The organism is Sphingosinicella xenopeptidilytica, from assembly GCF_042676985.1.
Classification (GTDB): domain Bacteria; phylum Pseudomonadota; class Alphaproteobacteria; order Sphingomonadales; family Sphingomonadaceae; genus Sphingosinicella; species Sphingosinicella xenopeptidilytica.
Map to the genome: position 1 here is coordinate 661316 of NZ_JBHTIK010000005.1, position 25230 is coordinate 686545.

The window sequence follows — 25230 nt, forward strand, 5'->3', positions numbered from 1 at the left end:
AGGATCATATGGACAGGAAAATGCAAACGACGCGGCTGTCGCTGCTGCTGCTTTCGACGGCAATGGCCGCGCCCGCATTCGCACAGGACGCCGCGACCGAAGTTTCGGGTGGGCTCGAGGAGATCGTCGTTACCGCGCAGAAGCGCAGCCAGAATCTGCAGGACGTGCCGGTCGCCGTTTCGGCATTCACCGGTGATGATCTCGCGGCGCGCGGCGTTTCGGAAACGTCCGATCTGATGGGCACGATGCCGAACCTGCAGGTGACGACACCCTACGGCAAGACGCAGCCGAACTTCTCGCTGCGCGGTATCTCGGTGGCGAACGAGTTCACGGCCTCTACGGCCTCGCCGGTGGGCGTATACGTGGACGAGGTCTATCAGAGTTTCCGCGCCAGCCACGGCCAGCAGCTTTACGACCTCGACCGCGTCGAGGTGCTGCGCGGCCCGCAGGGCACGCTTTATGGCCGCAACACCACGGGCGGCGCGATCAGCTTCTTCACCAAGCGTCCCGATCTCGATGGAACGGACGGCTATCTGACGCTCGGCTACGGCAACTACGATACCAAGACTGCCGAAGCCGCATTCGAGGCGACGCTGGTACCCGATGTGCTCGGTATCCGCTTCGCCGGCACCCGATCCAAGGGCGACGGGTTCATGTTCAACCCGATCCAGGACCGCGACGTCGCCACCACGGATTCGATCGCGGGTCGCGTCACGGTGCGCTTCAAGCCGACCGATGCGCTCGACATTACCGTGAAGGCCTATGCCTCGAAGGACGATCCGTGGGCGGCGCTCGCCTATTCGCAGGGTCAACTGAGCGGCGGGCGGGATGCGCTCGGCTATTCGCGCTACGATCCGCAGGCGGCGCTTGGCGGACGCCTGCTGAACCGGAACGAGGTGGCATCCGACACGGGGGGCAAATATTACAGCTCCTCAAAGGGCGTGGCGCTCACCATCGCTTACGATGTCAGCGACGAGCTGACGCTGACCTCGATCACCGGGTACGACAAGGGCAAGTATCGCAATTCGCCGTTCGACTGCGACGGATCGCCGAACGATCTCTGCTCGCTGCGGTACAATTCGAAGAGCGAGAACTTCAATCAGGATCTGCGCCTGACCTACAACGGCGACCGGATCAACGTGATCGGCGGCCTCTACTACGGCCGCGACAAGGTGGATACGCATAACGAGGTCGATTTCTTCGGCATCCTGCGTCCGATCCTGCTCGGCGCGGGGCTGCCCGGCACCTACAGCAACCCCGCGATCGCGACGCCGGATTCGATCGGCATCCTGCCCGCGTTTGCGCTCGATCCGACGCTCGCGCCGACCGATCCGGGTTTCTGCGCGCCGGTGAACGTCAATCCCACCGGTTTCCTCGATGCGCGTTCGCTCGTTGCGCTGCTGACCGACATCGCCATCGACAACAGCGGCGGCGGCGGGTTCGGCGGGGCCTTCTCGGCGGCGTGCCGTGCGGCGGGCGCGCCGCCGTTCAGCCCCATCCTCGGCGATCAGTATTACACGATCACGCGGCCTTCGAAGGCGATCTATGGCGACGTGAGCTTCGACGTGACCGATCAGCTCAATATCAGCGTCGGCCTTCGCTACACGATGGACAAGGTGAAGTACTCGAACGGCCGCACGATCCTTTACGATCTTGCGGGCAACAACATCGTGGCGAGCACGATCCCGTACAGCTTCCCTTATGATCCGAGCCTGCCCGCTGTGAGCCAGCGCGAAAAGGCGAACCGGCTGACCGGCCGCATCAACGTGAGCTACGATTTCACCGACGATATCATGGGCTATGTGAACTACAGCCGTGGCTATCGCAGCGGCAGTTTCAACGGCCTTGCCTATCAGGGCACCAATCAGGTTTATTATATCCAGCCCGAGAAGGTGAACGCATACGAAGGCGGCCTGAAGACGCGGCTGTTCGATCGCAGCGTGCAGCTCAATCTCGCGGGCTTCTATTACGATTATTCGAACCATCAGGTGACGCAGGTGATCGGCGCCACCACCTTCACGCGCAGTGCCAACGGACGGCTCTATGGCGGCGAGGCGGAACTGGCGTGGCAGGCGCTCGACACGCTGCGCTTCGATGCGTCGCTCGGGCTGCTCAACAGCAAATACAAGGGCAACGTGCTCGATCCTACCAATCCGAGCAGCCCGACGCGCAACGTAAACGGCAATCCGTTCCCGAATGCGCCGGAGATCACGTTCTCGGCAGGCTTCGACTGGGATGTCGCCGAGATCGGGAACGGCACGCTGACGCTGCGTGGCGACACATCCTACATGGGCAAATATTATTTCGATCCGTTCAAGGACTACGGCCAATCGCCGTGCGATGCGCCGGCGCCCGGCTTCAATATCCTGCAGGCCGGCCCCGCCATCGCCTGCGGCAATCCCGGCTACTGGCTGTTCAACAGCCGCCTGACCTACGACATGGAAAACGTCTCGATCAGCGTGTGGGGCAAGAACCTCACCAACAAGTTCTACTACACCTACGGGCTCAACATCGACGTGTTCGGCCTCGATTATCTGAACCGGGCATCGCCGCGCACCTACGGTGTCGAAGTCACGGCGCGGTTCTGAGGTGGAGACGATCATGCGGCGTTTCGAAGGCAAGGTCGTCGTCATCACCGGCGGAGCGCGGGGCATCGGCCTTGCCTCCGCCGAGCGGTTCGCGCGCGAGGGCGCGGTGGTCGTCATCACCGATGTGCTGAATGGCGAGGTAGAGGCGCAGGCGGCGCGCCTTTCGGGCGAGGGCCTGGCCGTTGAGGCGGCCGTGCAGGATGTGACGCGCGAGGCGGACTGGGACCGGCTTGTCGCGGACGTGATCCATCGGCATGGCCGCCTCGACGTGCTGGTGAACAATGCCGGGATCGCGCGCATTGCTTCCATCGAGGAAAGCTCGCTCGCCGATTGGCGGCTGACCATGGCGGTGAACGTGGAGGGCGTATTCCTTGGCACCAAGGCCGCGATCGGCGTGATGAAGGAGAGGGGCGGGGCGATCGTCAACATCGCCTCCATTGCGGGCAATGTCGGCGAGCCCTTGCTTGCCGCCTACAACGCCTCGAAGGGTGCGGTGAAGCTGCTCACGCGCAATGCGGCGCTGCACTGCGCGCGGCACGGCTATCCGATCCGCGTCAACTCGATGCACCCCGGTTACACCGATACGCTGCTGGTGTCGGACGCCATCGGCACGATGGAAGCCGAGGCGGGCGCGGCCTTCGCGGCGGAAACGCTGGCGCGCATTCCGATCGGGCGGTTCGCGGTCCCTGACGAAATCGCGGGGCCGATCCTGTTTCTCGCCAGCGACGATGCGCGGTACATGACAGGAAGCGAACTCATCGTGGACGGAGGGTACACAGCGGCATGACCGAGCTTCGATACCGGCATCTCTATGATGCGGACATTGCGCTCACCGCGCCCATCACGATCGGCGCGACGCCGAATGGGCAGCGCGCGATCTTTCCGGTTAGCGGCGGCACGCTGAAAGGCGAGCGGCTGAACGGGCGGTTCATTCCGCCCGGGGGTGACTGGGCACTCGTGCGCAGCGACGGCTCGATCGCGCTCGATGTGCGCGCCACGGTGGAAACCGATGACGGCGCGCTTGTCTATCTCACCTATACGGGGCGCATCGTCGCTGATCCGGCTCTGCTGCATGCCGTGCTGGACGTGGCGGCGGCAAAGCCTGTCGACCCATCGCGCTATTATTTCCGCACGCTCGTTCTCTTCGAAACCGGCAGCGCCGACTACGCATGGCTGAACAGCATTTGCGCGGTCGGGATCGGTAGCACGGGGAACGGCGGCGTGCAGTACCGCACCTACGAGATACTCTGAGGGGAGGGCATCATGGCGACGACGGCAATCGGCGGAGCGGAGACGGAACGCGAACCCGTTCCGGCATGGGCGCGCTTCATGCTTTGGATTCATGCGAACCTGATCTTCGAGGCGAAGGGTAGCCCGCGTATCAAGGTCGCGACGGCGGTGAATCTGCACAAGATTTTCACCGTGTTCATCATCTTCGGGATGATGCGGGTGACGGACAATTTCAGCGACGCGGCGTGGGTCTATCTCGCGCTGCACGGCTGCTACGGCTATTGCTGGCTCATCAAGGATCTCGGTTTCCGCGACCACCAGCTCGACCGCACGACGGCGTGGTGGGGCGCGGTGAACATGTATGTGATGCTGGTCGCGTGGTACTGGCTGATCCCGTGGCTGTTCCTCTCGCGGCACATCGATCCTTCGGGGCCGCTGCTCGCCGCCGCGATCGCGCTCCATACGCTCGGCGTCGTCACGATGATCGCTGCCGACGGCCAGCGGCACTTTACGCTGAAGTATCGCTCGGGGCTCTTCACCGGCGGGCTTTATGCCTACACGCGCAACCCGAATTATCTCGGCGAGATCATGATCTATTCGGCCTATGCGCTGCTCGCACAGCACTGGATCGCGTGGGCGATCGTGATCTACGCGACCGTCTCCACCTTCCTGCCGCGCATGTATCAGAAGGATCACGCCATCTCGCGTCATCCGGGCTGGGCGGAGTACAAGGCGAAGACGGGGCTGCTGATCCCGTGGGGCCTGCTGAACGGCCGCGCGCTCGCCGACCGCCTTCGGAAATCATAGGAGTTTACCGCATGTTCAAGGCCATTGTTATCGACAAGACGGATGCCGGGCAGGCGGCGAGGATCGCGACGCTGGACGATGGCGATTTGCCTGAGGGGAACGTCACTGTTCGTGTCGAATACTCGACGGTGAACTTCAAGGACGGGCTTGCCATCACCGGCGCGATTCCGCTCATCCAGAGTTTCCCGATGGTGCCCGGCATCGATTTCGCGGGCGTCGTTGAAGCGAGCGACCATCCGGACTGGAAAGCGGGCGACCGCGTGGTGCTGAACGGCTGGGGCGTCGGCGAGCGGCACTGGGGCGGGCTTGCGGGCAAGGCGCGGGTGAACGGGGACTGGCTCGTCCGGCTGCCGGATGCCTTCACGACGCGGCAGGCCATGGCGATCGGTACGGCCGGGTACGCGGCGATGCTGTGCGTGCTCCGGCTCGAGAAGCTGGGCGTGAAGCCCGGCGACGGCGAGGTGATCGTGACAGGCGCGAGCGGCGGCGTCGGCAGTGTCGCCATCGCGGTGCTTTCGAAGCTCGGCTACCGGGTTGTGGCCTCCACGGGCAGGCCGGAGGGCGCTAATTATCTGAAGGCGCTTGGCGCCGCGGAGATCATCGACAGGAATACGCTCGCCGAACCCGGCGCGCCGATGCAGGCCGAACGCTGGGCCGGGGCGATCGATACCGTGGGCAGCCACACCCTCGTCAACGTCTGCGCGCAGACGCGCTACGGCGGCATCGTCGCGGCGACCGGCCTCGCGCAGGGCATCGACCTTCCGGCGACGCTCTACCCGTTCATCCTGCGCAACGTGACGCTCTCGGGCGTCGACAGCGTGATGGCGCCGCGCGCGGATCGGGAAGAGGCGTGGAGCCGGCTGGCCCGCGACCTCGATCCCGCGAAGCTCGAAAGCATGATCCGCGAGATCGCGCTGGAGGATGTCATTCCCTCGGCGGGGGACATCCTCCAGGGCAAGGTGCGCGGGCGCATCGTCGTTACCGTTTAAACGGCGCTTTCCTTGAGCATGTCGAGCGCGACGTCGACGATCATGTCTTCCTGACCGCCGACCATCTTGCGGCGGCCGAGTTCGACGAGGATCGCGCGCGTATCGAGGCCGTATTCGGCGGCGGCTTTTTCGGCGTGGCGCAGGAAGCTTGAATAGACGCCTGCGTAGCCGAGCGTGAGCGTTTCGCGGTCGACGCGCACGGGGCGGTCCTGCAAGGGCCGGACGAGATCCTCGGCAGCGTCCATCAGAGCGTAGAGATCGCAGCCGTGGTTCCAGCCGTGGACGTCGGCGGCGGCGATGAACACTTCGAGCGGGGCGTTGCCCGCGCCCGCGCCCATGCCCGCGAGGCTCGCATCGACACGCACCGCGCCGTTCTGGACGGCGACGATCGAGTTCGCGACGCCGAGCGACAGGTTGTGGTGCGCGTGGACGCCGCGCTGCGTTTCCGGCTTCAGGACGCGGTCGTAGGCCTGCAGGCGCGCGGCATACTGATCCATCGTCATGGCGCCGCCGCTGTCGGTGACGTAGACGCAGTGCGCGCCGTAGTCCTCCATCAGCTTGGCCTGCTTCGCGAGGGGCTCCGGCTCCGACATGTGGCTCATCATCAGGAAGCCCGAGACATCCATGCCGAGCCCGCGCGCATATTCGATATGCTGCTTCGAAACGTCCGCCTCGGTGCAATGCGTCGCGACGCGCACCGAGCGCACGCCGAGATCGTAGGCGTGCTTCAAATCGTGGATCGTGCCGATGCCGGGGAGGAGCAGCGTCGTCAGCACGCTGTGTTCCAGAACCTCGGCGACGGCGGCGATCCAGTCCCAATCGGTGTGCGCGCCGAAGCCGTAGTTGAACGAGCCGCCGGACAGCCCGTCGCCATGCGCCACTTCGATCGCATCCACCTTGGCGCGGTCGAGCGTTTTCGCGATCGCCTTCACATGATCGAGACCATATTGGTGACGGATGGCGTGCATCCCGTCGCGCAGCGTGACGTCCTGAATGTAGAGCTTGGTCTTGGTGGGGTCGAAGCTCATGCGGCGATCCTTTCCGCGATCTTCTCGGCGGTCTTCAATGCCGCCGAGGTCATGATGTCGAGATTGCCCGCGTAGGCGGGGAGATAGTGGGCGGCGCCTTCCACTTCGAGGAACACGCTGACCTTGAGGCCGGTGAACTCGCCGTCCATCTCCGGGATCCGCAAGGGGCGGTTGGAGCCGATATGCTCGAACTGCACCTTCTGCTTCATGCGGTAGCCTGGCACATATTTCTGCACTTCGGCGACCATCGCCTCGACGGAGGCTTCGATCGCGGCGGTGTCACCGTCTTCGGCGAGGCAATAGACGGTGTCGCGCATGATGAGCGGCGGTTCGGCGGGGTTGAGAATGATGATCGCCTTGCCGCGCGTTGCGCCGCCGACCTCGACGATGGCGCGGCTCGTGGTTTCGGTGAACTCATCGATATTGGCGCGCGTGCCGGGGCCTGCGGACTTGGATGCGATCGACGCGACGATTTCGCCGTAATGCACCTTCGCGACGCGGTTCACGGCGTTCACGATCGGGATCGTCGCCTGACCGCCGCAGGTCACCATGTTGACGTTGCGCTCGTCGAGGTTGGCGTCGCCATTTACAGGCGGGATCGTGAATGGGCCGATCGCGGCGGGGGTGAGGTCGATCACGCGCTTGCCGTGGGCCTGCAGGATCTCGTTGTGCTTCGCGTGCGCGCCCGCCGAGGTCGCATCGAACACGATGGCGATGTCGGCGAATTCCGGCATGGCGACGAGGCCGTCGATACCGCCCGCAGTGATCGGCACGCCGAGACGCTCGGCGCGCTTCAGCCCGTCCGATTCCGGATCGATGCCGACGAACGCGCCCATTTCCAGCGTATCCGACAGGCGCATCACTTTGATCATCAGGTCGGTGCCGATATTGCCCGAACCGATGATCGCGACCTTGACCTTCGCGCTCATGCGCCTTCCTTTCCGCAACTGAATGAGACGGTGCCGAGCCCGCCGATCGTGGCGCGCACGCTGTCGCCGGGCTGGATGGGGACCATCGGGCCGAGCGCGCCGGTGAGGATGATGTCGCCCGCGCGCAGCGGCTCGCCGCGTGCCGCGAGCGTCTGCGCGAGCCATGCGGCGGCGTTCAGCGGGTGACCGAGGCAGGCGCAGCCCGCACCGAGCGAGACGACCGCGCCGTTCACCTCGAGCGCCATGCCGCAGGTCCAGAGATCAAGACCGGCGAGGGGCTTGCGGGTTTCCGACAGCGCGAACATGGCCGAGGAGCCGTTGTCGGCGACCGTGTCGGCGAAGGTGATCTTCCAGTCGGCGATGCGGCTGTCGACGATCTCGATCGCGGCGGCGACCTCCGCGACGGCAGCTTCGACATCGGCGCGCGTGATATCCGGCCCGGGAAGGTCGCTGCCGAGGATCAGGGCGACCTCCGCCTCGGCCTTGGGCTGGATCAGGCGCCCGGCCGGGATGACGCCGCCGTCGGCGACCTCCATGTCGTCGAACAGCACGCCGAAATCGGGCTGATCGACGCCGAGCTGCTGTTGCACGGCCTTTGCGGTCAATCCCACCTTGCGTCCGACGATGCGGCGGCCGGCGGCTTCCCAGAAGCGGGTGTTGATCGCCTGGACGGCATAGGCGCCGTCCACGTCGTTCGGTTCCAGCGCGTCGCGGAGCGGCGGGATCACCGATCCGACATAGGCATCGCGCAGCCGCGCGGCGGTGTTTTCCAAATCCCGGCCCAAGATCGGTTCTCCTGTTTTTCTCTGCCGACCATAAGCGCAAGCAGCAGTTGCGCACAGCGAGCCAAAGGCTCTAGTTCTCATCAGGTGAAAAAGGGAATGCCATCCGTCGCCGCGCTGGAGCGGGGCCTTGCGCTGCTCGCGGCCGTTTCGCGCGATGGCGCGCGCAGATCCGCGCTCGATATCGGGCAGGAGCTCGGCCTTCCGATCGCCACCACGCACCGCCTTGCTACGACGCTCACGAAGGGCGGCTATCTGCACCGGGTGCGGCGCGGCCATTTCGTGGCGGGTCCAGCGCTGCTCGCGGTCAGCGGTGCCGTCTCGGCGCATACCGCGGCTGCGGAGGCGGCGCGGCCCGTGCTCGCGAAGCTGGCACAGCGCACGGGGCTGACGGCGCATCTCGGCCGCCTTGAGAGCAACATGGTGACGTACCTGATCAAGGAAGGCGATGAGACAGGCCTGTTCACGCGCGAAGGTATTCAGCTGGAGGCGTATTGTTCGGGCATCGGCAAGGTTCTGCTCGCGCACCTGCCCGGGGAGGATCAGGCCGAATATCTCGCCAGCGCGCCGTTCATCGCGCTGACGCCGCGCACGATCACGGACCCGGACGCTTTGCGGCAGGCGTTCGATCGTATCCGCGCGGAGGGGTATGCCGTGGATGACGAAGAGGTGGTTTCCGGCCTTACCTGCCTCGCCGTACCGGTGCCTGCCGCGAGCGGCGCGGTGACCTTCGCGATATCGCTCTCTGGCTCCGGAAACTGGCCGGCGCGGCGTACACGCGTGCCGGTGCTCACCCGATTGCAGGACGCGGCGCTGGAGGCGGCGGAGACGATGACGCCATTCGCGGCGCTGTTATAAAAAAGCTTAGAGCAAGCTGCGTGATTTCGGAATCACGCAACTTGCTCTATTTCTTTGTTAACGCATCGTTTTTTCGCGAAAAACCGGTTCCCACTTTTCCGCACGACGCTCTAGCCGAGGCTGGCGAGCTTGCGGGCGTAGCCGATGAAGGCCTCGCGCTCCTCGGGATCGAGTGGGGCGAGGATCTGCTCCTGCACCCGCTTCACACCCGCTTCCATCTCGTGCAGCAGGGCGAGGCCCTGCTGCGAGATTTCAAGCTCGTAGGCGCGCGCGTCGCGTTCGGAGCGGCGCTGATCGACAAGGCCTTTCGAGACGAGGCGCGTGATGATGCCGCCAAGCGTGTTGCGATCGGTGCCGGTGATGTCCGCAAGCTCCTGCACACTCGCACCGGGCTCACGCAGCAGCGTGATGAGCAGCGCAGTCTGCTGCCGGGTGAGGCCGAAAGGCGCCATGGTTTCGTTGAAGAGTTCGTGCGAACGCTGGTGGCAGCGGCGAAGAAGATGACCAGCGGAAAAGGCGAGATCGAAATCGGCGAATGGTTTCTTTGCCATCCACCGCTTTTAGGAACGATATTCGGGATCGTCCACCGTCAGATAATCCCACATGCGTTCGCGGATCGCGCCAGCCCATGTCGCGCGCGCGTTGCACGCGGCGGCATCGGGCGTGGGCGCGCCGGAGAGCCCGGCGGCGCGCCCGGCGAGATCGACGCGCGCCATATCCTCCAGATACCAGGTGAGCACGACGGCTTCCTCGATCGAACCGCCCGCGACCACCGCGCCGTTGCCGCGCATCAGGATCGCGCGGCCGTCGCCGAGCTGGTCCGCGAGCTGCGCGGCCGCCTCGTCCGACCGCAGGAGCTGGATGTCGTTCCAGAGTTCAGGCGCGGGATGGAAATAGGTGCCGAAGCCGTGGCGCGGCACGGGCACGGCGCTGTGCGCGGCAAGTGTCATCACGTGCGGCGGCATCGAGCGGACGATACCGGCAACGTCCGGCCGCCGCCGGTAGATTTCGCGGTGGATGCGGACCTCGCCGAGCACGTTTTCGGGAAGCGGTGCATCGATGCGGAGCAGGTGGCACGGCTCGCCGGGCGGCACGAGGCCAAGCGGCATCGAGGGCGAGACGAGGAAATGATCGGCATCGACGCGCAGCGAGCAGTGCCCATAGGCGTGCACGAACCCGGCACGCGCCACGGCGCGGCCCGCGATCCGCAACCGCCGTTCGGCCTCCGCTCGCGCTGCCGTCATGCCTTCACGCCCCGCTTCATGCGGCGCGCGCGTTCCTGCTGCCAGATCAGCAGGCCGGTGACCGACAGCAGCGTGAGCACGATGCCGGACGCGAAGATGATGATCGTCCAGACGAATGGGCCCTGGCCGAAATGGATCGCTTCCATGACCGAGGTGACGCGCGCGGCGCGACCGGGCGCCGGCTCTTCGCGAACCGTGGTGCTGCCATTCGTATCGTCCACGAGAACGGTGGCGGGGCCGGCCGATGTGCGGAGGCTGACCGCCCAGACCGGATTCGTTTCGCTCGGCGTGAACACGGTAACGAGGGGTCCCGCACCCGGAAGCGCGCCTGCCGCGCGATGAACGGCATCGTCGATCGAAAGCGCGGGGCGGGCCATCGGCGCGGAAACGGGCGGGCCCTCCGTGGGCGCGCGGGCGGCTTCGGCGCTCGGCTCGACCAACTGGCCGAAGAGGCGCGGAAGCGCGATCCATGTGCCGGTCGCCGCCTCGAGGATGAGGACGACGGCAAGCACGGCGCCGGTTTGGCGATGCAGGTTCATGCTCTTTGAATACTGCTTCCGCCAAGCGAGTGCACGAACGAGATTGCGGCGGCCGGGCCACCAAAGCCACACGCCCACTACGGAGGTGAAAAGCAGGATGACCCCGGAGAGCGCCACGGCCTCGCGCCCAAAGGTTTTGAGCAGCAGATGGCCATGAATGGCGTGCATGGCCCAGATGAAGCCGCCTGTGCCAGCGCTCCTGTCGAGCACTGCGCCGGTTTCGGGATGCAGCCAGACCTGCACGCGGCTGGGCGGTCCGAGCCCCGCGGGGGGTGGGCCGTTGACGTCGCCGGCGACCATCACGGTGCCGCTTTCGGTGACGCGAAGGCCGCTGATGCGGTCGCCTTCGGGAAGCGCAGCGCGGGCCTTTTCAAGGAAGGCTTCGGTCGGCACGAAGCCGGACGCATTGGCGGGCGTGTACCGGCCCGGGTTCACCATCGCATCGAACGTGTCGGGCCAGACGAGCACCGAGCCGGTGATGCCGAACGCCGCCATCACGACGAGCAGGGCAAGGCCGATCCAGCGATGCAGCTTCAACCAGAAGAGGCGGACGCGCGCCTTGCGGCTGAGCATGGGGCCGGAGCGGACGGGGGCTGCGATGGTTGCCATGGTCAGGATACCGGTGCCTTGGATGCGCCCGCCGTGAACCAGTGCTGCGGCGCGATCTCGCTGATGAGCACGCGGACCTGCGCGGGCTGGACGCCGAGATGTTCCACGGCAGCGTCGGTGACGGCGCGCGCGAAATCGCTTTTCGCTTCCTGCGAGCGACCTTCGAGGATGTTCACCTGAACGATGGGCATGGCGCTACTCCGTGACCGAGAAGCCGGTGAAACCGAGGGTCTGGACCTCGAGCGAGACGTGGAGACCGGCACGGAGCGCGCTCGCGGCGGTCGCGCCGCCCGCGAGCACGATGGAGCCGGCTTCGAGTTCGAGGCCGCGCTCGTCGGCAAGGCGCGCGGCGGCGGCGAGCGAACGGGCAGGGTGGCCGAGGATGGCGGCGCTCGATCCGATGGCTTCGGCGCGGCCGTCGAAGCTCATCACCATGCCGAGGTTGTCGAGATCGCTGTCGGGCCGGCACCACGCGCCGACCACGAAGGCGGACGAGGAGCTGTTGTCGGCGACGACGTCGCTGAGCGAGAACTTGAACGCCTCGTAGCGCGAGTCGATGATTTCGAGCGCGGGGGCGACGGCCTCCACGGCGTCCATCGCCTGCAGCGGTGTCAGCTTACCGCGAATGGAGCGCTTCAGCAGGAAGGCGATCTCCGGCTCTACGCGCGGGTGCACGAAATCGGCCATGCGGATGCTGCCGCCGTCTTCCACGAGCATGGCATCGGTGAGCCGCCCGCAGATCATGTCCGACACGCCCATCTGCACCATCTTGGCGCGGCTGGTGAAGCCCATCTTCATGCCGACGATGCGCTCGCCGCGCTGCAGGCGGGCGGCGATGCTTGCCTGCTGGATGCGGTAGGCGGCGTCGAGATCGAAGGCCTCGCTGCCGGTGAATTGCGGCACGGCGGTCGCCGTGCGCGCGGCGTTGTCGAGGAACAGCCCGATGCGCTGGGTATCCACAGTCATCATGCCTTCTCCCCGAAATGTGCGGTGACGGTGCCGAGGCCGTTGATGCGCGCGGTGTAGCTTGCGCCCGGCGTCACCGGGATCATCGGTCCGAGCGCGCCGGACAGCACGACGTCGCCCGCCTTCAAGGGGCTGCCGAGCGCGGCCATGCGGCGCGCGAGCCAGAGCGCGGCATTGAGCGGATTGCCGAGGCACGCCGCGCCGCAGCCGACCGACACGGGCTCGCCCTTCAGTTCCATCGACATGCCGCAGAGGCGAAGGTCGAGATCGCCGATCTTTGCGGGGGAACCGCCAAGCACGTAGGCGCCGCTGGAGGCATTGTCGGCGATCGTGTCGAGGATGGAGATTTTCCAGTCGGCGATGCGGCTGTCGACGATCTCGATGGCCGGAAGCGCGAAGGCGATCGCGGGGATCAGCTTGCCAAGCGTGATCTCGGCATCGTCGAGGTCGCGGTCCAGCACGAACGCGATCTCGGCCTCGACACGCGGTTGCAGGAAGCGCGACAGCGGGATGATCTCGTGATCGGCGATCTCCATGTCGGCGAAGAGCATCCCGTAGTCGGGCTGATCGACGCCGAGCTGTGTTTGCACCGCCTTGGAGGTGAGGCCGATCTTGCGCCCGACGAGTGTGCGTGCGCCGGCGATGGCGCGGCGCGTGAGTTCGGACTGGACAGCATAGGCGCCATCGATGCCGAGCGCGGCGATGCCGTCCTTCACGGGGGCACAAGGCGTGCCGGATGCGGCGGCGGCGGACAGCGCGTCCGCTGCGGCGATAACGGGATTGTTGCTCACGGTTTCACTCCTGCATCGGCGATAACGGCGGCAACGCCTTCCTTGTCGACGATTTCCCACGCGCGGATATAGGTCGGCTCCTCGCGCGAGGCATAATAATCACGCAGCTTGGCGAGCTGCTCGGTACGGCCGGTCTTTTCCAGAACGTAGCGCTCGAACGCGACGACATGGATGTGCGCGCGGATCGAGAAGGGCACGTCCGCGTACTTGGCAAAGATCGGCGACTTGTGCTCGATCGCCTGCGCGTAGTGATGCATCAGCTCGTGGAAGGCGAGGAGGCCGAAATCGTGTACGTAGTATTCGGTGTTCGACGCGAGAAAATCGTTCATGCGGATGATGAGCGGAAACGCCATCGAATCCGGCGCGCAAACCGAAAGTGTCGCCTGGATTTCCGCATAGGGATAGGGGCGTCCCGTCGCTTCGAGCGCGAGGCGCATGTATTCCTTGCCGGTCTTTTCCCAGTGCGCCTCGAACTCCGCCTTGCGTGCGAGCAGTTCCTTCACGTCGGCGGGGTTCACATCGCGGTGAATCCACTCCTTGCAGATGCGGTCGAAGATCGTGCCGTGGGGACCGGGGTAGATGAAATCCACCTTCGGTTGCGGCATCTCCGCAGCGGCGGCGGGCGCAGCCGCGAGCAGGCACGCCGCGGCTGCGATGGCCTTAAAGATGGATGCAGACATTGCGCTGCTCGGTATAGAAATCGAGGCCGTGGAGGCCGCCTTCGCGCCCGATGCCAGACTTCTTGGAGCCGCCGAACGCTGCGCGGAGATCGCGCAGGAACCAGCTGTTGATCCAGAGCGTGCCGACCTCGATGCGTGCTGCGAGACGGTGTGCGCGCGAAAGGTCCCGCGTCCAGAGCGATGCGGCGAGGCCGTAGGGGCCGGCGTTCGCAAGCGCGACGGCTTCGTCCTCGCTGTCGAACGGCGCGATGTGGCAGCAGGGGCCGAAGATCTCTTCCTGGATCACGGCCGAGCTTTCGGGAAGCCCGGTCCAGATCGTCGGTTCGATCCAGCTTCCGCCGGCGAGCTTGCCCGGCATGTCGGGAATACCGCCGCCCGTGACGACCGTCGCGCCTTCGGCCTTCGCTTTGGCATAGTAGGAGAGCACCTTCTGGCGATGCACCTCCGAGATCAGCGGGCCGAAATTGCTCGCCTTGTCCCACGGGTCGCCGGGCTTCAGCGTCTTCACCTGCGCGGCGAGCTTTTCGACGAACGTGTCGAACAACGGGCGCTCCACATAGATGCGCTCGGTGCCGAGGCACACCTGACCGCAATTGAGAAACGCCGAGCGCATCGTGCCTGCGATTGCGCGGTCGAGATCGCAGTCCGCGAAGACGACCGCGGCGTTCTTGCCGCCAAGCTCGAAGGAGACCGGGCGAATGCCTTCTGCCGCAGCCTTCATGATCGCCGTGCCCGTCACCGTTTCGCCGGTGAAGGTGATGCCGTCGATATCGGGATGGCTGGTGAGGAATTCACCGGTCGAACCCGCACCGAAGCCGTTGACGACGTTGAAGACGCCCTTGGGGATGCCAACCTCGTTCATCACCTCGCCGAGCAGCGTGGCGGTGGCGGGGGTTTCCTCCGAAGGTTTCACGACCACGGTGTTGCCGCAGGCGAGCGCGGGCGCGACCTTCCAGGTCATCAGCAACAGCGGCAGGTTCCATGGGCAGACCACCGCGATCACACCGCGCGGCGTGCGCAGCGTGTAATTGAGCGCGCCGGCGCCGTCCGGCGTGGGGGCGGGGAAGGCTTCGCCCATCGCCATCGGCGCGGTATCGGCAAAGAAGCTGAAATTGGCAGCGCCTCGGGGAATATCGAGATGCGACGCAAGATCGGCGGGTTTCCCCGTATCGAGCACTTCCGCGCGGAGGAACTCTTCGGAGCGTTCGGCGATACGGTTTGCGAGCTTGCGGAGCAAGGCGCCGCGCTCCGCCGCCGAGAGACGCGCCCACGGGCCGGACAAGGCGGCGCGCGCGGCGGCAACGGCGCGGTCCACCTGATCGCGGCCGGCTTCATATGTTGTGTAGGCCACCTCGCCAGTGACGGGGTCGACGACGTTGAAACGGCTTGTGCCCGCTTCCTCATAGGCGCCGTCGATGAATTGTCCCAATGATTTCATGATGTTTCCCGAAGCCTGTCCGTGCATTCGCGTTCCTTGCGGCACGCGGGAGCCTTTGCGGCTTCGCGGCGCTATCTTGCTTCGAAATGCCTGAGGGTTTTCGAAATATCAAGCGTGATTCTGGTTATTATGCGCCAATAATGCCAAAAATTTAGAAAATTGGTTTGACGACCGAAAGAATACGACGTAGACATTGCAATGGGAATTTGATGCGCCGCGAAGCGGTCGCCCACAAGGGGGTTGAGAGATGAAAATTCAAGTTCGCGCAATGGCCTGTGCAACTGTCTCGCTGGCGGCAATGCTGGCGGCCGCGCCTGCATGGTCGCAGGAGACGGCGTCTATAGAGGACGAGCTGATCGTCGTGACCGGCACCAACATTCGCGGCGCCGAAGTGATCGGCAGCGCCGTGCAGTCGCTTACCGCCGAAGACCTCGCGAAGACCGGCAAGGCGACGATCGCTGAGCTGATGCGCGAGCTTCCGGTGAACTTCGCCGGTGGCGCCGCAAAATCGGACGGCAACCGCGGCGGTCAGGATACAAGCTCGGGCGGCTCGAACATGACCGGCGGCTCGGGTGTGAACCTGCGCGGCCTTGGCGCGCTGTCGACGCTGGTGCTCGTGAATGGCCGCCGCGTCGCGGTGTCGGGGCAGTTCGGTGACTATGTCGATATCTCGAACATTCCCGTTGCCGCGATCGAGCGTATCGAAATTCTGCAGGACGGCGCCTCCGCCGTTTATGGATCGGACGCCGTCGGCGGCGTCGTCAACATCATCCTGAAGCGCAAGGTCGACGGGCTTCACGCCGTGGGCCGCATCGGCACCGCCACGGAAGGCGGCGGCTTCGAGTATCAGGGCAGCCTCGTGTGGGGCACGGGCTGGGACAGCGGCAACGTGGTTCTCGGCTATGAATACAACAAGCAGGAAAACGTGCTTGCTTCGCAGCGTAATTTCAACGGCGGCGACTTCTCCGATCGCGGCGGCGTCAACTGGCCACGGTACACGAGCCGCGCGGGTACGGCTGCAAACATCTTCACCGGCGGCGCTTCTTCGAACGGCACAGTCGCATACACGGTCCCGGTGGGTCCGGGTACGGGCCTGACGGTCGGTTCGCTGACCCCTGCAACGGGCGGCTTCGGCAACAGCTACGACCCGTGGGAGTCGTTCGACATCCTGCCAGAAATGCAGCGGCACAGTCTGTTCATGTCGTTCGATCAGCAGATCGGCGATCGGCTCGAAGTTTACGGCGACGCTCGCTACACGCACCGCAAGGGCAGCTACAACACCGGCTACGGCGTCAGCTACAACAGCCTCCCCGCAACCAATCCGAACTACATCACGGGCGTGACGAACAATTTCGGCGTCGTGATCGACGACCTGTCGCTTCACCGCGATGTGGCGGTGAAGAGCCTCGCGCTCGAAGGCGGGGTTCGCTACGAGATGTTCGGCGACTGGATCGCCGATGCGACCGTCTCCTACAGCCGCGAGAAGCAGTTCCGGAAAAGCCAGGCGCTGCGCGATTCGAACGTGATGGAATATCTGCCGAGCGGCGCGTTCGCGCCCAGCTCGCTCGTCTGTTCGCTGATGGGGCTTAATTCCTCCAATATAGGTGCGATTGCCGTGCCGACGCAGGCGCAGACCTATTGCGCCGGTCTCAACTATGAAACGTTCAATCCTTATTCGTCGGAGCCGCTTTCGACGGCCGTGCTCAATCAGCTGATCGGTTACGAGGATCTGACGTTCAAGTCCGACGTGATCCAGACGACGCTGAAGGCGGACGGTACGCTCATCGATCTGCCGGGTGGGCCGCTGCGGCTTGCGGGCGGCGTCGATTACCGCGAGGAAAAGATCAACGGCGTCCTCGATTTCAATTACCGCAGCATCAATCCGCACGTTGTGCCTTATGGCACCACGAAGCAGAAGATCTTCTCGCTGTTCGGCGAGGTTTCGCTTCCGATCTTCGGCGAGGAGAATGCGGTTCCCGGCATTCGGGCGCTCGAATTCTCGGCCGCGGTTCGGCACGAAAGCTCGAAGGGCCTGAAGGACTTCAAGACGACCGATCCCAAGTTCGGATTCCGCTACGCGCCGGTCGAGGGCTTCAACATCCGCGGCAGCTGGGGCACGTCGTTCCACGCCCCGCCGATGCGCTTCCAGTATGACGGCCCGCAGCCGGTCGGCGGCGGCAATGCGATCTTCTATGGCAACGGGCTCTATTTCGCGCCCTGCGACACGACGCTTGTCGAGCTGAACGGCTTCTCATCGTCGGGCGGCAACTGCTCGTTTACCGGCATGGTCGTTTCCGGCGGCGCCGGTCCGACGCTGAAGCCCGAGACGGCCACGACATGGACGCTCGGTCTCGATGTCGCACCGCCGACGATGCCGGGCCTGCGCATCGGCCTGAACTATTTCAACATCAAGATCGCGAACCGACTGGTGCGTATCACCGGCGGTACGCTGAGCGGCATTCTGGCGAACTATTTCGCCACGGGTACCAGCCCTTACATCAACAACCTGATCTTCAACCCGGATGATGCGCTCGTTCAGTCGCTGATGGACGATCCGCGCTTCATCGGTCTTTCCGGGGCGGGCCCGACCCGTACCGCAAGCCAGATCCAGGGCATCATCTACGCGACGCAGACCAACCTCGCGAACCTGAAGATGCAGGGCTTCGATCTTTCGCTCAACTACGCGTTCGACGCGGGATCGCTGGGCGAATTCGAACTCTTCGGCAACGGCACGCTGATCACCGGCTACGAGATCGAAGGTGTTCCGGGTGCCGGCTATATCGACAAGCTGGGGCTCTACGAAAGCACCGGCAACCCGGTCGAGTTCAAGTCGCGTCAGGGTATCGCCTGGTCGAAGGGGGCGTTCAACGCGGTCCTTTCGGCGAACTATACGAGCGGTTACGAGTGCGTCTCCGGCTGCTACGTGCCGTCGGCGACGGGTGCCCCCATCACCAACACCTCGCCGGTCAAGATCGACTCCTGGCTGACCTTTGATCTGCAGCTCGGTGTCGACCTCACCGGCCTTGGCGGTGCTTTCCGTGATGCCGGGCTCACCTTCAACGCGCTCAACGTGTTCAACCAGGACCCGCCATTCATCGATACCGGCCGTGTCGTCACGAACAACGCGGCCGAGCCCTATGATCAGGCGAACGCCACGATCATCGGGCGCACGGTGTCGCTGACGCTGCGCAAGCGCTTCTAGGCAGGGCAGGCGGGGACCGGTGCAGCTTGTATCGGTCCCCGTTCTTCACAGGGGTGGTTTCCAACGGCGTGCCGTTCATTCTAGAATGCGTCGATGACCGAAGACCCTGACAGCAACGAAGACGTGGCGGTCGCCAAGACGATCGCCAACCATACGTACCAGCAGCTCCGCCGCGATATCGTATCGGGCGTGCTCGCGCCCGGCACCAAGCTGCGCATGGACATGCTGATCAAGCGCTACGGCGTTGGCATGAGCCCACTGCGCGAGGCGCTCGTGAAGCTCACCGGCGACGCGCTGGTGCACGCGGAAGGGCAGCGGGGCTTCTGGGTCTCGCCGATCTCGATCGAAGAGCTCGACGATACCATGGCCATCCGTACGCTTATCGAGACCGAAGCGGTGGTCCGCTCCATCGAGAACGGCGGCCCGGAGTGGGAAGAGCGCGTTCGACAGGCCTATGAGACGCTGTCGTCGCTGGAGGAGCGGCTTTCCGAGAATGACGAAGGTGTGCTCGCCCAGTGGGAGCGCGCCAATGCGCAGTTCCACGAGGCGCTCGTTTCGGCGTGCGGATCGGCGTGGCTCGTGCGTCTCCGCCGGACGCTGCATCAGCATTCGGAGCGTTACCGGGCGATTTCGCTCGCGAACCGTCCGGCCGGGCGCGACGTTCACGACGAACATGAGGCCATCGCGGAGGCGGCGCTCAGCCGCAAGTCGCTGCGCGCCAGCCGTCTGATCGAGGTTCACTTGCAGCGGACGGCCGATGCCGTACGGGAAGCGATGCGCGCGCGCGCGGACGAAACAGCACCGCCCAAAGGCAAGAGGCGGCAGCCCACGCGCTGAAAGACGCTTTTGACGAGACCAATGTTGGCTTTTGAGGATATAAAACAACGTATACGTTGTAATTGGATGGAGGGGTATTCACTATGATAACGACCGCGCTCATCGCGCTTGCCGCTGCGACGGCCGCTCCGCAGGCGACGTGTGCCACGCCCGAACAGGCCACCGCCGTGCGCAGCTTCTATGCCTCGCTTCCAAGCGCGCCGCCGCTCGTCGCGCGGCGGCACATGAACCTCGCCGAGGAAGTCGTCTCTTCGGGCCTGCCGACCGACTATGCGACCGGCGTTTCGGGCGCGCATTTCAAGGCCGTGTGGGATTCTGTGGCTGAATGGCCCGTCGCCTTCTTCATCATGGACCAGAAAGGCTGGATCATGAAGTTCGAGGGTCCGGTGCCCGCGCTGCTCGGCAACAAGCGGAACGATGCCTTCACCGACGTGAAAGCGCCGGGCGCAAATGGCCTCATCAGCCATATCCGGCCCGACCTCGTCACCTCGATCCATGCCGTGGCTCTGCCGGGCGGTGTGGGCCGCGACGGCAAGATGCGCGAGGGCATGACGCGCGCGGTGATCTTCTATGATGCCTCGCAGGAATCTGTGTTCGGCCTGTATGCGAGCCTTGCCGGAGAGGACCTCAACAAGGCGGCGATTCCGGCGTTCGAGAAGACGATGGCGCTGATGCGCACGCTGCCGCAGGAGTGCGGGCGCTGAGGAGGATGACGATGAAACCGCTTCTGCTCGGCCTCTGCCTCGCCGCCACGCTTTCTGCTTCAACCGCCGCGGCGCAGGGCATCCCCGTGCCGGAGGCCTGGGACTATGTGCGGATGACGCCCGAGGAGCGCAGCGCGCTTCGCGATCGCGTCGATGCCCTGCCGCCCGAGCTTCGGGAGGCGCACACCACCAAGCTATCGGCCAACGTCAACACGCTGCCGACGTGGCTCTACGAAGCGCTGAGCAACGAGCTTGTGGCGCGGCATCATTGCACGACCGGCAGCTACAACGGCCCGATGCCGAAGCCGCCGGTGCCCGACGCGTGGGGCTATGTGAAGCGCGTGCCGCACCAGCGCTATCACTACCGCCTGCGCGCGCGGGGTCTGCCCGCTGCCGAAAAGGCAGTTTACGACGCGAAGATGGCCGAGGAGATGGCGAAACTTCCGGCATGGCTGCAGGCCGCGCTGCAGGAAGAGGCCGTGCGGTACGATGCCTATCTTGGTCTCGATCCCTGCAAGCGTCCCGGTATCGGGGCGTTCTACAGTGACGCACCGAAGGCGGTCTCGACGCCGCAATCGGTGCAGTGGGATCTGACATCCTCCAAGGGCCAGACCTACCGCATCATGATCGCGCCACCGCTCACGCCGCCGCCGGCGGGGGGCTACCCTGTTGTCTACGTGCTCGACGGCAACGCCAATTTCGGGACGGTTTCGGATGCGCTGCGCCTGCAGGGGCGGCGGCCGGATCGCACCGGGGTTTCGGCGGCGCTCGTCGTGGGCATCGGCTATCCGATTGATGGGCCGTTCGACGAGAAGCGGCGCGGTTACGATTATGTCGTGCGTTCGCCGGGTTCGACTTCGCCCAAGCATGGCGAAGGCGGGCAGCTTGAACCCGATAGCGGGGGCGGGGCGGCGGATTTCCTCTCGTTCATCGAGACCGAGCTGAAACCGGCGGTCGAAAAGGCTTATGTTGTCGACCGGACACGGCAGACGCTGCTCGGCCATTCGTTCGGCGGGTTCTTCACGCTCTACACGCTGTTCAACCGCCCGCAGGCGTTCCAGAACTATCTGGCGTTCAGCCCGTCCGTTTGGTGGAATAACCGCTCGCTTCTTGAGGATGAGCGCCGGTTTATCGCCGCGCGCAAGGCGGGCGATCCGCCCGTCAGCGTGTTCGTTGCGACGGGCGGCCTTGAAGAGACCAAGCGGATCCCGATGGTGTCCGACAGCCGTGAGGTCGTCTCGCGCCTGAAGGCCGTGACGGGCGTGAAGACGGACATCTACATTGCCGAAGGCGAGGACCACGGCTCGATCGTGCCGACCGCGCTCAGCCGCGCACTGCGTGCGCGGATCGGAGACGGCTTCAAGAAGTAAGAAAGAGCGCTATTCGGCGCGGCGGAAACTCTCCGCCGCGCTCGGATCGCCCTTGCCCTTGTATTTCGCATAGGCGGGGTAGGGGAACGCCGGGCGTGTGCGTCGGGGCGCCTTGTCTGCCGGGTCGGACAGCACGAGCCGCTCGGGCGCCTTGCCGTTCTCGACCCAATCGACGAGCGGAGTCAGCGCGTCGAAGATGTGCGGGGCGGGGCCGCCGCCTTCGTGGCTGATCCCCGGCACGACATAGAGTTGCGCGAACGCATCCGTCGCTGCGCGCCCGCCCATGAAAGCCTGCATCTTTTCGAACCAGTCGATGGTCATGGCTGCCGTGATGAAGGCATCCGACCAGCCGTGGACGATGATGATCTTGCCGCCGCGCGCCTTGAACGCGCTGAGGTCGACGCTGTCGGGATCGAGGATTTCCGACATCTCGTCGATCTCCGCCTTGCGGGCCGGGTAGTCGAAGCGCATCCAGTCGTAGCCGGGGCCGGGATTTTCGCGGGTCGCCATGTAGCGAAGGCCGGTCGCCGCGCCCGTCAGCACGAAAGGCTGCATCGGGTTGCCCCGCTCGGGGAGGATCGCGATCGGCCATTCCTGTTCGGAGCCGGGATCGACGCGGTAGTCGAAATAGACGGTTCCGTCGGCGGTGGTCGGCTTCGTGTAAATCTTGCGGACGGCATCCACCTGCGCCGCGTTCAGGCATTCGTTCTTCTCTTCCGCCTGCCCCGCCTTGCAAAGCAGAACCGCAGGATCGAAATTGCATTGGCGTGGATCGCCGATGATGCCGTCTCGAAGACCATCGATGGCATCGCAGGCCTTGGTGACTGCGCCGTGGATGAGCGGCACCTTGTCGCTGTAGAGGAGCGGTGTCTTGCCGTCCGGATGGACGGCCTTCGCGATCCACGGGAAATGCGCGGCGTTCTTCGGGTTGTAGTTGACGACGGGCGCCATCGAGAACACGCCGTCGAAATCTTCCGGATATTTCTGTGCCGTGAAAAGCCCGGCGTTGCCGCCCTTCGAGAAGCCCGCGATGTATGAGAATTTCGGGCGCGCGCCGTAGTAAGCCTCGGCAATTGCCTTGCCGACCTGCGCGGTGACATGGTTGGCGCGGTAAGCGAAGTTTATGCGCGCCTCGATATTGCGATGCGCCCAGATGCCGTCGAAGGGTTCCCGGCTGTAGTGGCCGCCATCGTTGGTGATGGAGGCGTAGCCTCGGTGAAGACCTGGCACGAGCGTTTCGGGGTTCACCTTGCCGCACCAACCTTCGCACGCCGCCAGCATGAAGCGGTTGTTCCACTGCGGGGACGGCGGCAGCATCATCATGAACTTCACGTTCGGCGTGACATAACCCTCGACCCGGCAATGGTCAGGGAAACTGCCGAGCGGCGGCGTGGGGTTGCCCTGCGTGACGCCCCGATATGCGAACATCCCCTGTTCCTCCGCTGTGGCCTGGCGGCCCGCGACATAAGCGGTGGAGACGATCTGCCCCGGTGAATCCGCAGCGGTTTCAAGGCTCAGGTGATTCAGCGCTTCGCACTGCGCGGCGGGTGTGTCCGTGGGCAGTGCTGCCGGTGCGGATCTGGCCGGGGCGGTCAGGGCGGAGGCTGCGAGGATCGCAGGCAGAATATGCCGCATCAGATCAGGGCTTCACGTCGATATCGATTGCGGGATTGCGGTCGAAGAAATCGAACGGCCGCACGGTGATGCTGTGCCAGAGCACGGGCATCACCGGCCAATCTTCGGAGCGAACCTTGTGCTGCATTCCGAAGGTCGGCCATAGCACGATGTCGGCGTTCGCGATCGGGCGGTTGGCGGCGGCGAATTTGGGCAGGCCTTCGCCCGGCGGGCTCAGCACGGCGTATTCACCCGCCGCGTAGCGCTCATTCGGATCGTAGGCCGTGATCCACAGGTCATTGTCGATGAACCCGGCGCGCTGACGTGGGATGTCGTCCTTGCTGAACAGTGTGTGTGCGGTGTGCCCGAGCATGAGCTGATAGCTCGGCGCGTAGCCGACATGGTTGCGCCTTGCGGGGTTGATGACCCGCCACAGTGCAGGGTTGCCATGCCCGACCGAGAGCTTGCCGTCGTTTTCACGGCCTAGCGTCGTTTCCTCCGAAACCCAGATGCTGCGTCGCGGATGATCGTCGGGCAGGCGGACGGTTTTCAGCTCGTCCTTCAGGAAGCTGTTCACTGGGCCGTCGACATCCAGATCGAGGCGAAAGTTGAAATAATGGTCATGATTGACGCCGATGACGCCCTTGTCGACGAAGCGGCCATAGGCATCGTCTCGCTTGCCGTTGACGAGGCTGGTTGCGTCTTCGCCTTTTGAAGTCTGCACGGCGACGATGCCGGTCGCGCCTGTGACGACGCGGAACTGCCCGTCGCTTTCGAGCACCCAGTCGAACACATAATCATAGTTGCCGAGATCGGCGACCATGCGGACGACGAGTTCGCGCTTCGGGCGGCCATCGTCGGCGTGACGCCAGCTCATATCGCCCGTGGTGCGTTCGAAGACGCAGATCACGTTGTCCTTCTCCGCGGGGCGACCGTTGTCCTGCGTGATGAGGCCGCTCATGTAGGCGGCTGTTTCAGGGCAATCGATGCCGGGGGTGAGTGGGCCGGAAAGGCCGCCCATCGAGTATTCGCCCGCGTCGAGCAGCGTGCGCGTGTACCAGTCGCGGCGCGGGTCCATGTAAGGTACGAAAATCTCGGAGAGATAACCTTCGTACATCACGTCACGCGATTTGCCGGCTTCGTTCCAGACGAGACGGCTGATCTGCGTGCCGACGCGCTGGTCCGAGCGGAGGTGGAACGACCAGTTGCCCCATGTGACGGTGTGCCCGTCGATGATGAAGCTCGGGCCATCCGGCTGCGATAGCGCGATCGGTGTCGGGAAGCCGCGCAGCTTGCCGAGATTGGCGCGGTCGTAATCGGCCTTTGTCGTCGTGGTCGGCACCACCTCGTCGTCGCTGATTTCCAGCACTTCGTTGGTGTTGACGTCGACGATGGCGATCAGACCTTCGACACGCCGCACGAACAGGTTGCGCACGCCGTTCACCGGGTCGCAGCGCACGATGGCGATGCGCTTGCCAGCATATCTGAGCTCGGCATGGTTGCCGATCGGCATGGCGCGGCAGTTGAGGAAGCGCGTCGATTCGATGCCGCGCGCCTTCAGCTTCGCCTTGAAATCGGGATGGTTGATCACCGCCTGCACGGGCGCACCGAGGAATTCCTCGATCAGCCACGCGGGCTGAACGTCGCTGCGAACCTTCCAGTTCGTGACCGTGCCCTTGTCGAGATCGACCAGCGCTTCGACGGCGTTCGGGCCTTCCTTCAGGCGAACTTCCGCCTGACGGGGTAGCGCTTTCGCGCCCGGTTTCCATGCCAGAACCTTCGTCTTTTCGGGCGGGCTGAGGGCAATGCGCGTGAAACGCGTCTTCGGCGTCAGGCGACCGGACGCTTCGAGGACCTCGAGAACGCGCCAGTGTTCATTCCATCCGAGAGGGTCGAGCGGGTGCCGAACCTCCGGTTGCGGTGTGGCGGGCTGTGCCGCGGCCGTGGTCGCAAGACCCAGAATTCCGGTCGCGAGTAGCAACAAGACGCGATGATTCATTCCATCCCCCCTTGACTTCCTGTCCC

Annotated in this window: 23 protein-coding genes; 10 read left to right on the forward strand and 13 right to left on the reverse strand. The window is 64.8% G+C overall.

The genetic code is table 11. The features are described 5' to 3' along the window. The first annotated feature begins 8 nt into the window (after positions 1-8). Genes ACFQ00_RS10970 through acuI form a run of 5 tightly spaced genes read left to right on the forward strand, consistent with a single transcriptional unit; the run spans position 9 to position 5614 of the window. On the forward strand, positions 9-2588 hold the full coding sequence (locus ACFQ00_RS10970) for a TonB-dependent receptor (protein WP_381490312.1): 2580 nt from the start codon (positions 9-11) through the stop codon (positions 2586-2588). Between the two features lie 13 nt (positions 2589-2601). Further along, positions 2602-3375: a glucose 1-dehydrogenase gene (locus tag ACFQ00_RS10975; protein ID WP_381490315.1), complete on the forward strand. Its 774-nt coding sequence runs from the start codon at positions 2602-2604 to the stop codon at positions 3373-3375. Beyond that, complete coding sequence (locus tag ACFQ00_RS10980; RefSeq protein WP_381490318.1) at positions 3372-3839, forward strand: DUF3237 domain-containing protein; 468 nt, start codon at positions 3372-3374, stop codon at positions 3837-3839. The genes ACFQ00_RS10975 and ACFQ00_RS10980 overlap by 4 nt, the downstream gene beginning before the upstream one ends. Positions 3840-3851: 12 nt before the next feature. Beyond that, the gene (locus ACFQ00_RS10985; protein ID WP_381490321.1) at positions 3852-4625 is read left to right on the forward strand and encodes a methyltransferase family protein; all 774 of its coding nucleotides are present in this window, start codon (positions 3852-3854) and stop codon (positions 4623-4625) included. A gap of 11 nt (positions 4626-4636) precedes the next feature. Then, complete coding sequence (gene acuI, locus ACFQ00_RS10990; protein WP_381490324.1) at positions 4637-5614, forward strand: acrylyl-CoA reductase (NADPH); 978 nt, start codon at positions 4637-4639, stop codon at positions 5612-5614. Here acuI and dmpG read toward each other — a convergent pair. From dmpG to ACFQ00_RS11005, 3 genes are read right to left on the reverse strand one after another with little or no spacing between them, the layout of a single operon-like run. Beyond that, positions 5611-6642: a 4-hydroxy-2-oxovalerate aldolase gene (dmpG, locus tag ACFQ00_RS10995; protein ID WP_381490327.1), complete on the reverse strand. Its 1032-nt coding sequence runs from the start codon at positions 6640-6642 to the stop codon at positions 5611-5613. The genes acuI and dmpG overlap by 4 nt on opposite strands. Further along, positions 6639-7571: an acetaldehyde dehydrogenase (acetylating) gene (locus tag ACFQ00_RS11000; RefSeq protein WP_374598472.1), complete on the reverse strand. Its 933-nt coding sequence runs from the start codon at positions 7569-7571 to the stop codon at positions 6639-6641. The genes dmpG and ACFQ00_RS11000 overlap by 4 nt, the downstream gene beginning before the upstream one ends. Then, positions 7568-8356 (reverse strand): 2-keto-4-pentenoate hydratase, encoded by a 789-nt coding sequence (locus tag ACFQ00_RS11005; protein ID WP_381490332.1) that lies wholly within the window; start codon positions 8354-8356, stop codon positions 7568-7570. Before ACFQ00_RS11005 ends, ACFQ00_RS11000 begins: the two co-directional genes overlap by 4 nt. 96 nt (positions 8357-8452) lie before the next feature. Between ACFQ00_RS11005 and ACFQ00_RS11010 the strand changes: the two genes are divergently transcribed. Further along, positions 8453-9211 (forward strand): IclR family transcriptional regulator, encoded by a 759-nt coding sequence (locus ACFQ00_RS11010; protein WP_381490335.1) that lies wholly within the window; start codon positions 8453-8455, stop codon positions 9209-9211. Positions 9212-9321: 110 nt separating this feature from the next. Here the strand turns inward: ACFQ00_RS11010 and ACFQ00_RS11015 are convergent, their stop codons facing one another. Genes ACFQ00_RS11015 through ACFQ00_RS11050 form a run of 8 tightly spaced genes read right to left on the reverse strand, consistent with a single transcriptional unit; the run spans position 9322 to position 15478 of the window. Continuing rightward, positions 9322-9762, reverse strand: a complete 441-nt coding sequence (locus ACFQ00_RS11015; protein WP_381490338.1) for a MarR family winged helix-turn-helix transcriptional regulator — start codon at positions 9760-9762, stop codon at positions 9322-9324. Positions 9763-9771: 9 nt separating this feature from the next. Then, positions 9772-10455, reverse strand: a complete 684-nt coding sequence (locus ACFQ00_RS11020) for a class II aldolase/adducin family protein (RefSeq protein ID WP_381490341.1) — start codon at positions 10453-10455, stop codon at positions 9772-9774. Next, positions 10452-11603 carry a PepSY-associated TM helix domain-containing protein gene (locus ACFQ00_RS11025; protein ID WP_381490344.1) on the reverse strand — a complete coding sequence of 384 codons (1152 nt, stop codon included), beginning with the start codon at positions 11601-11603 and terminating at the stop codon, positions 10452-10454. The genes ACFQ00_RS11020 and ACFQ00_RS11025 overlap by 4 nt, the downstream gene beginning before the upstream one ends. Before the next feature lie 2 nt (positions 11604-11605). Further along, positions 11606-11794, reverse strand: coding sequence for a tautomerase family protein (locus ACFQ00_RS11030; protein WP_381490347.1), 189 nt, complete (start codon positions 11792-11794; stop codon positions 11606-11608). Between the two features lie 4 nt (positions 11795-11798). Next, on the reverse strand, positions 11799-12572 hold the full coding sequence (locus ACFQ00_RS11035; protein ID WP_381490350.1) for a 2-keto-4-pentenoate hydratase: 774 nt from the start codon (positions 12570-12572) through the stop codon (positions 11799-11801). Then, positions 12569-13360, reverse strand: coding sequence for a 2-keto-4-pentenoate hydratase (locus tag ACFQ00_RS11040; RefSeq protein WP_381490353.1), 792 nt, complete (start codon positions 13358-13360; stop codon positions 12569-12571). The genes ACFQ00_RS11035 and ACFQ00_RS11040 overlap by 4 nt, the downstream gene beginning before the upstream one ends. Continuing rightward, positions 13357-14040 carry a hypothetical protein gene (locus ACFQ00_RS11045; RefSeq protein WP_381490356.1) on the reverse strand — a complete coding sequence of 228 codons (684 nt, stop codon included), beginning with the start codon at positions 14038-14040 and terminating at the stop codon, positions 13357-13359. Before ACFQ00_RS11045 ends, ACFQ00_RS11040 begins: the two co-directional genes overlap by 4 nt. Next, positions 14021-15478, reverse strand: a complete 1458-nt coding sequence (locus ACFQ00_RS11050) for a 2-hydroxymuconic semialdehyde dehydrogenase (protein WP_381490359.1) — start codon at positions 15476-15478, stop codon at positions 14021-14023. The genes ACFQ00_RS11045 and ACFQ00_RS11050 overlap by 20 nt, the downstream gene beginning before the upstream one ends. Positions 15479-15725: 247 nt before the next feature. Here ACFQ00_RS11050 and ACFQ00_RS11055 point away from each other — a divergent pair, with 247 nt between their 5' ends. From ACFQ00_RS11055 to ACFQ00_RS11070, 4 genes are all read left to right on the forward strand, one after another. Further along, entirely contained in the window at positions 15726-18680 is a 2955-nt protein-coding gene (locus ACFQ00_RS11055) for a TonB-dependent receptor domain-containing protein (RefSeq protein WP_381490362.1), read from the forward strand. Between the two features lie 93 nt (positions 18681-18773). Then, positions 18774-19517 carry a GntR family transcriptional regulator gene (locus ACFQ00_RS11060; protein WP_381490365.1) on the forward strand — a complete coding sequence of 248 codons (744 nt, stop codon included), beginning with the start codon at positions 18774-18776 and terminating at the stop codon, positions 19515-19517. A gap of 83 nt (positions 19518-19600) precedes the next feature. Beyond that, positions 19601-20221 (forward strand): ChuX/HutX family heme-like substrate-binding protein, encoded by a 621-nt coding sequence (locus ACFQ00_RS11065; protein WP_381490367.1) that lies wholly within the window; start codon positions 19601-19603, stop codon positions 20219-20221. A gap of 11 nt (positions 20222-20232) precedes the next feature. Then, positions 20233-21591 (forward strand): alpha/beta hydrolase, encoded by a 1359-nt coding sequence (locus ACFQ00_RS11070; RefSeq protein WP_381490370.1) that lies wholly within the window; start codon positions 20233-20235, stop codon positions 21589-21591. 9 nt (positions 21592-21600) lie between these two features. On the opposite strand, the gene ACFQ00_RS11075 is transcribed toward ACFQ00_RS11070, so the two are convergent. Beyond that, positions 21601-23226 (reverse strand): tannase/feruloyl esterase family alpha/beta hydrolase, encoded by a 1626-nt coding sequence (locus ACFQ00_RS11075; protein ID WP_381490373.1) that lies wholly within the window; start codon positions 23224-23226, stop codon positions 21601-21603. Between the two features lie 4 nt (positions 23227-23230). Beyond that, positions 23231-25204 carry a copper amine oxidase gene (locus ACFQ00_RS11080; RefSeq protein WP_381490376.1) on the reverse strand — a complete coding sequence of 658 codons (1974 nt, stop codon included), beginning with the start codon at positions 25202-25204 and terminating at the stop codon, positions 23231-23233. Between the last annotated feature and the right edge of the window lie 26 nt (positions 25205-25230).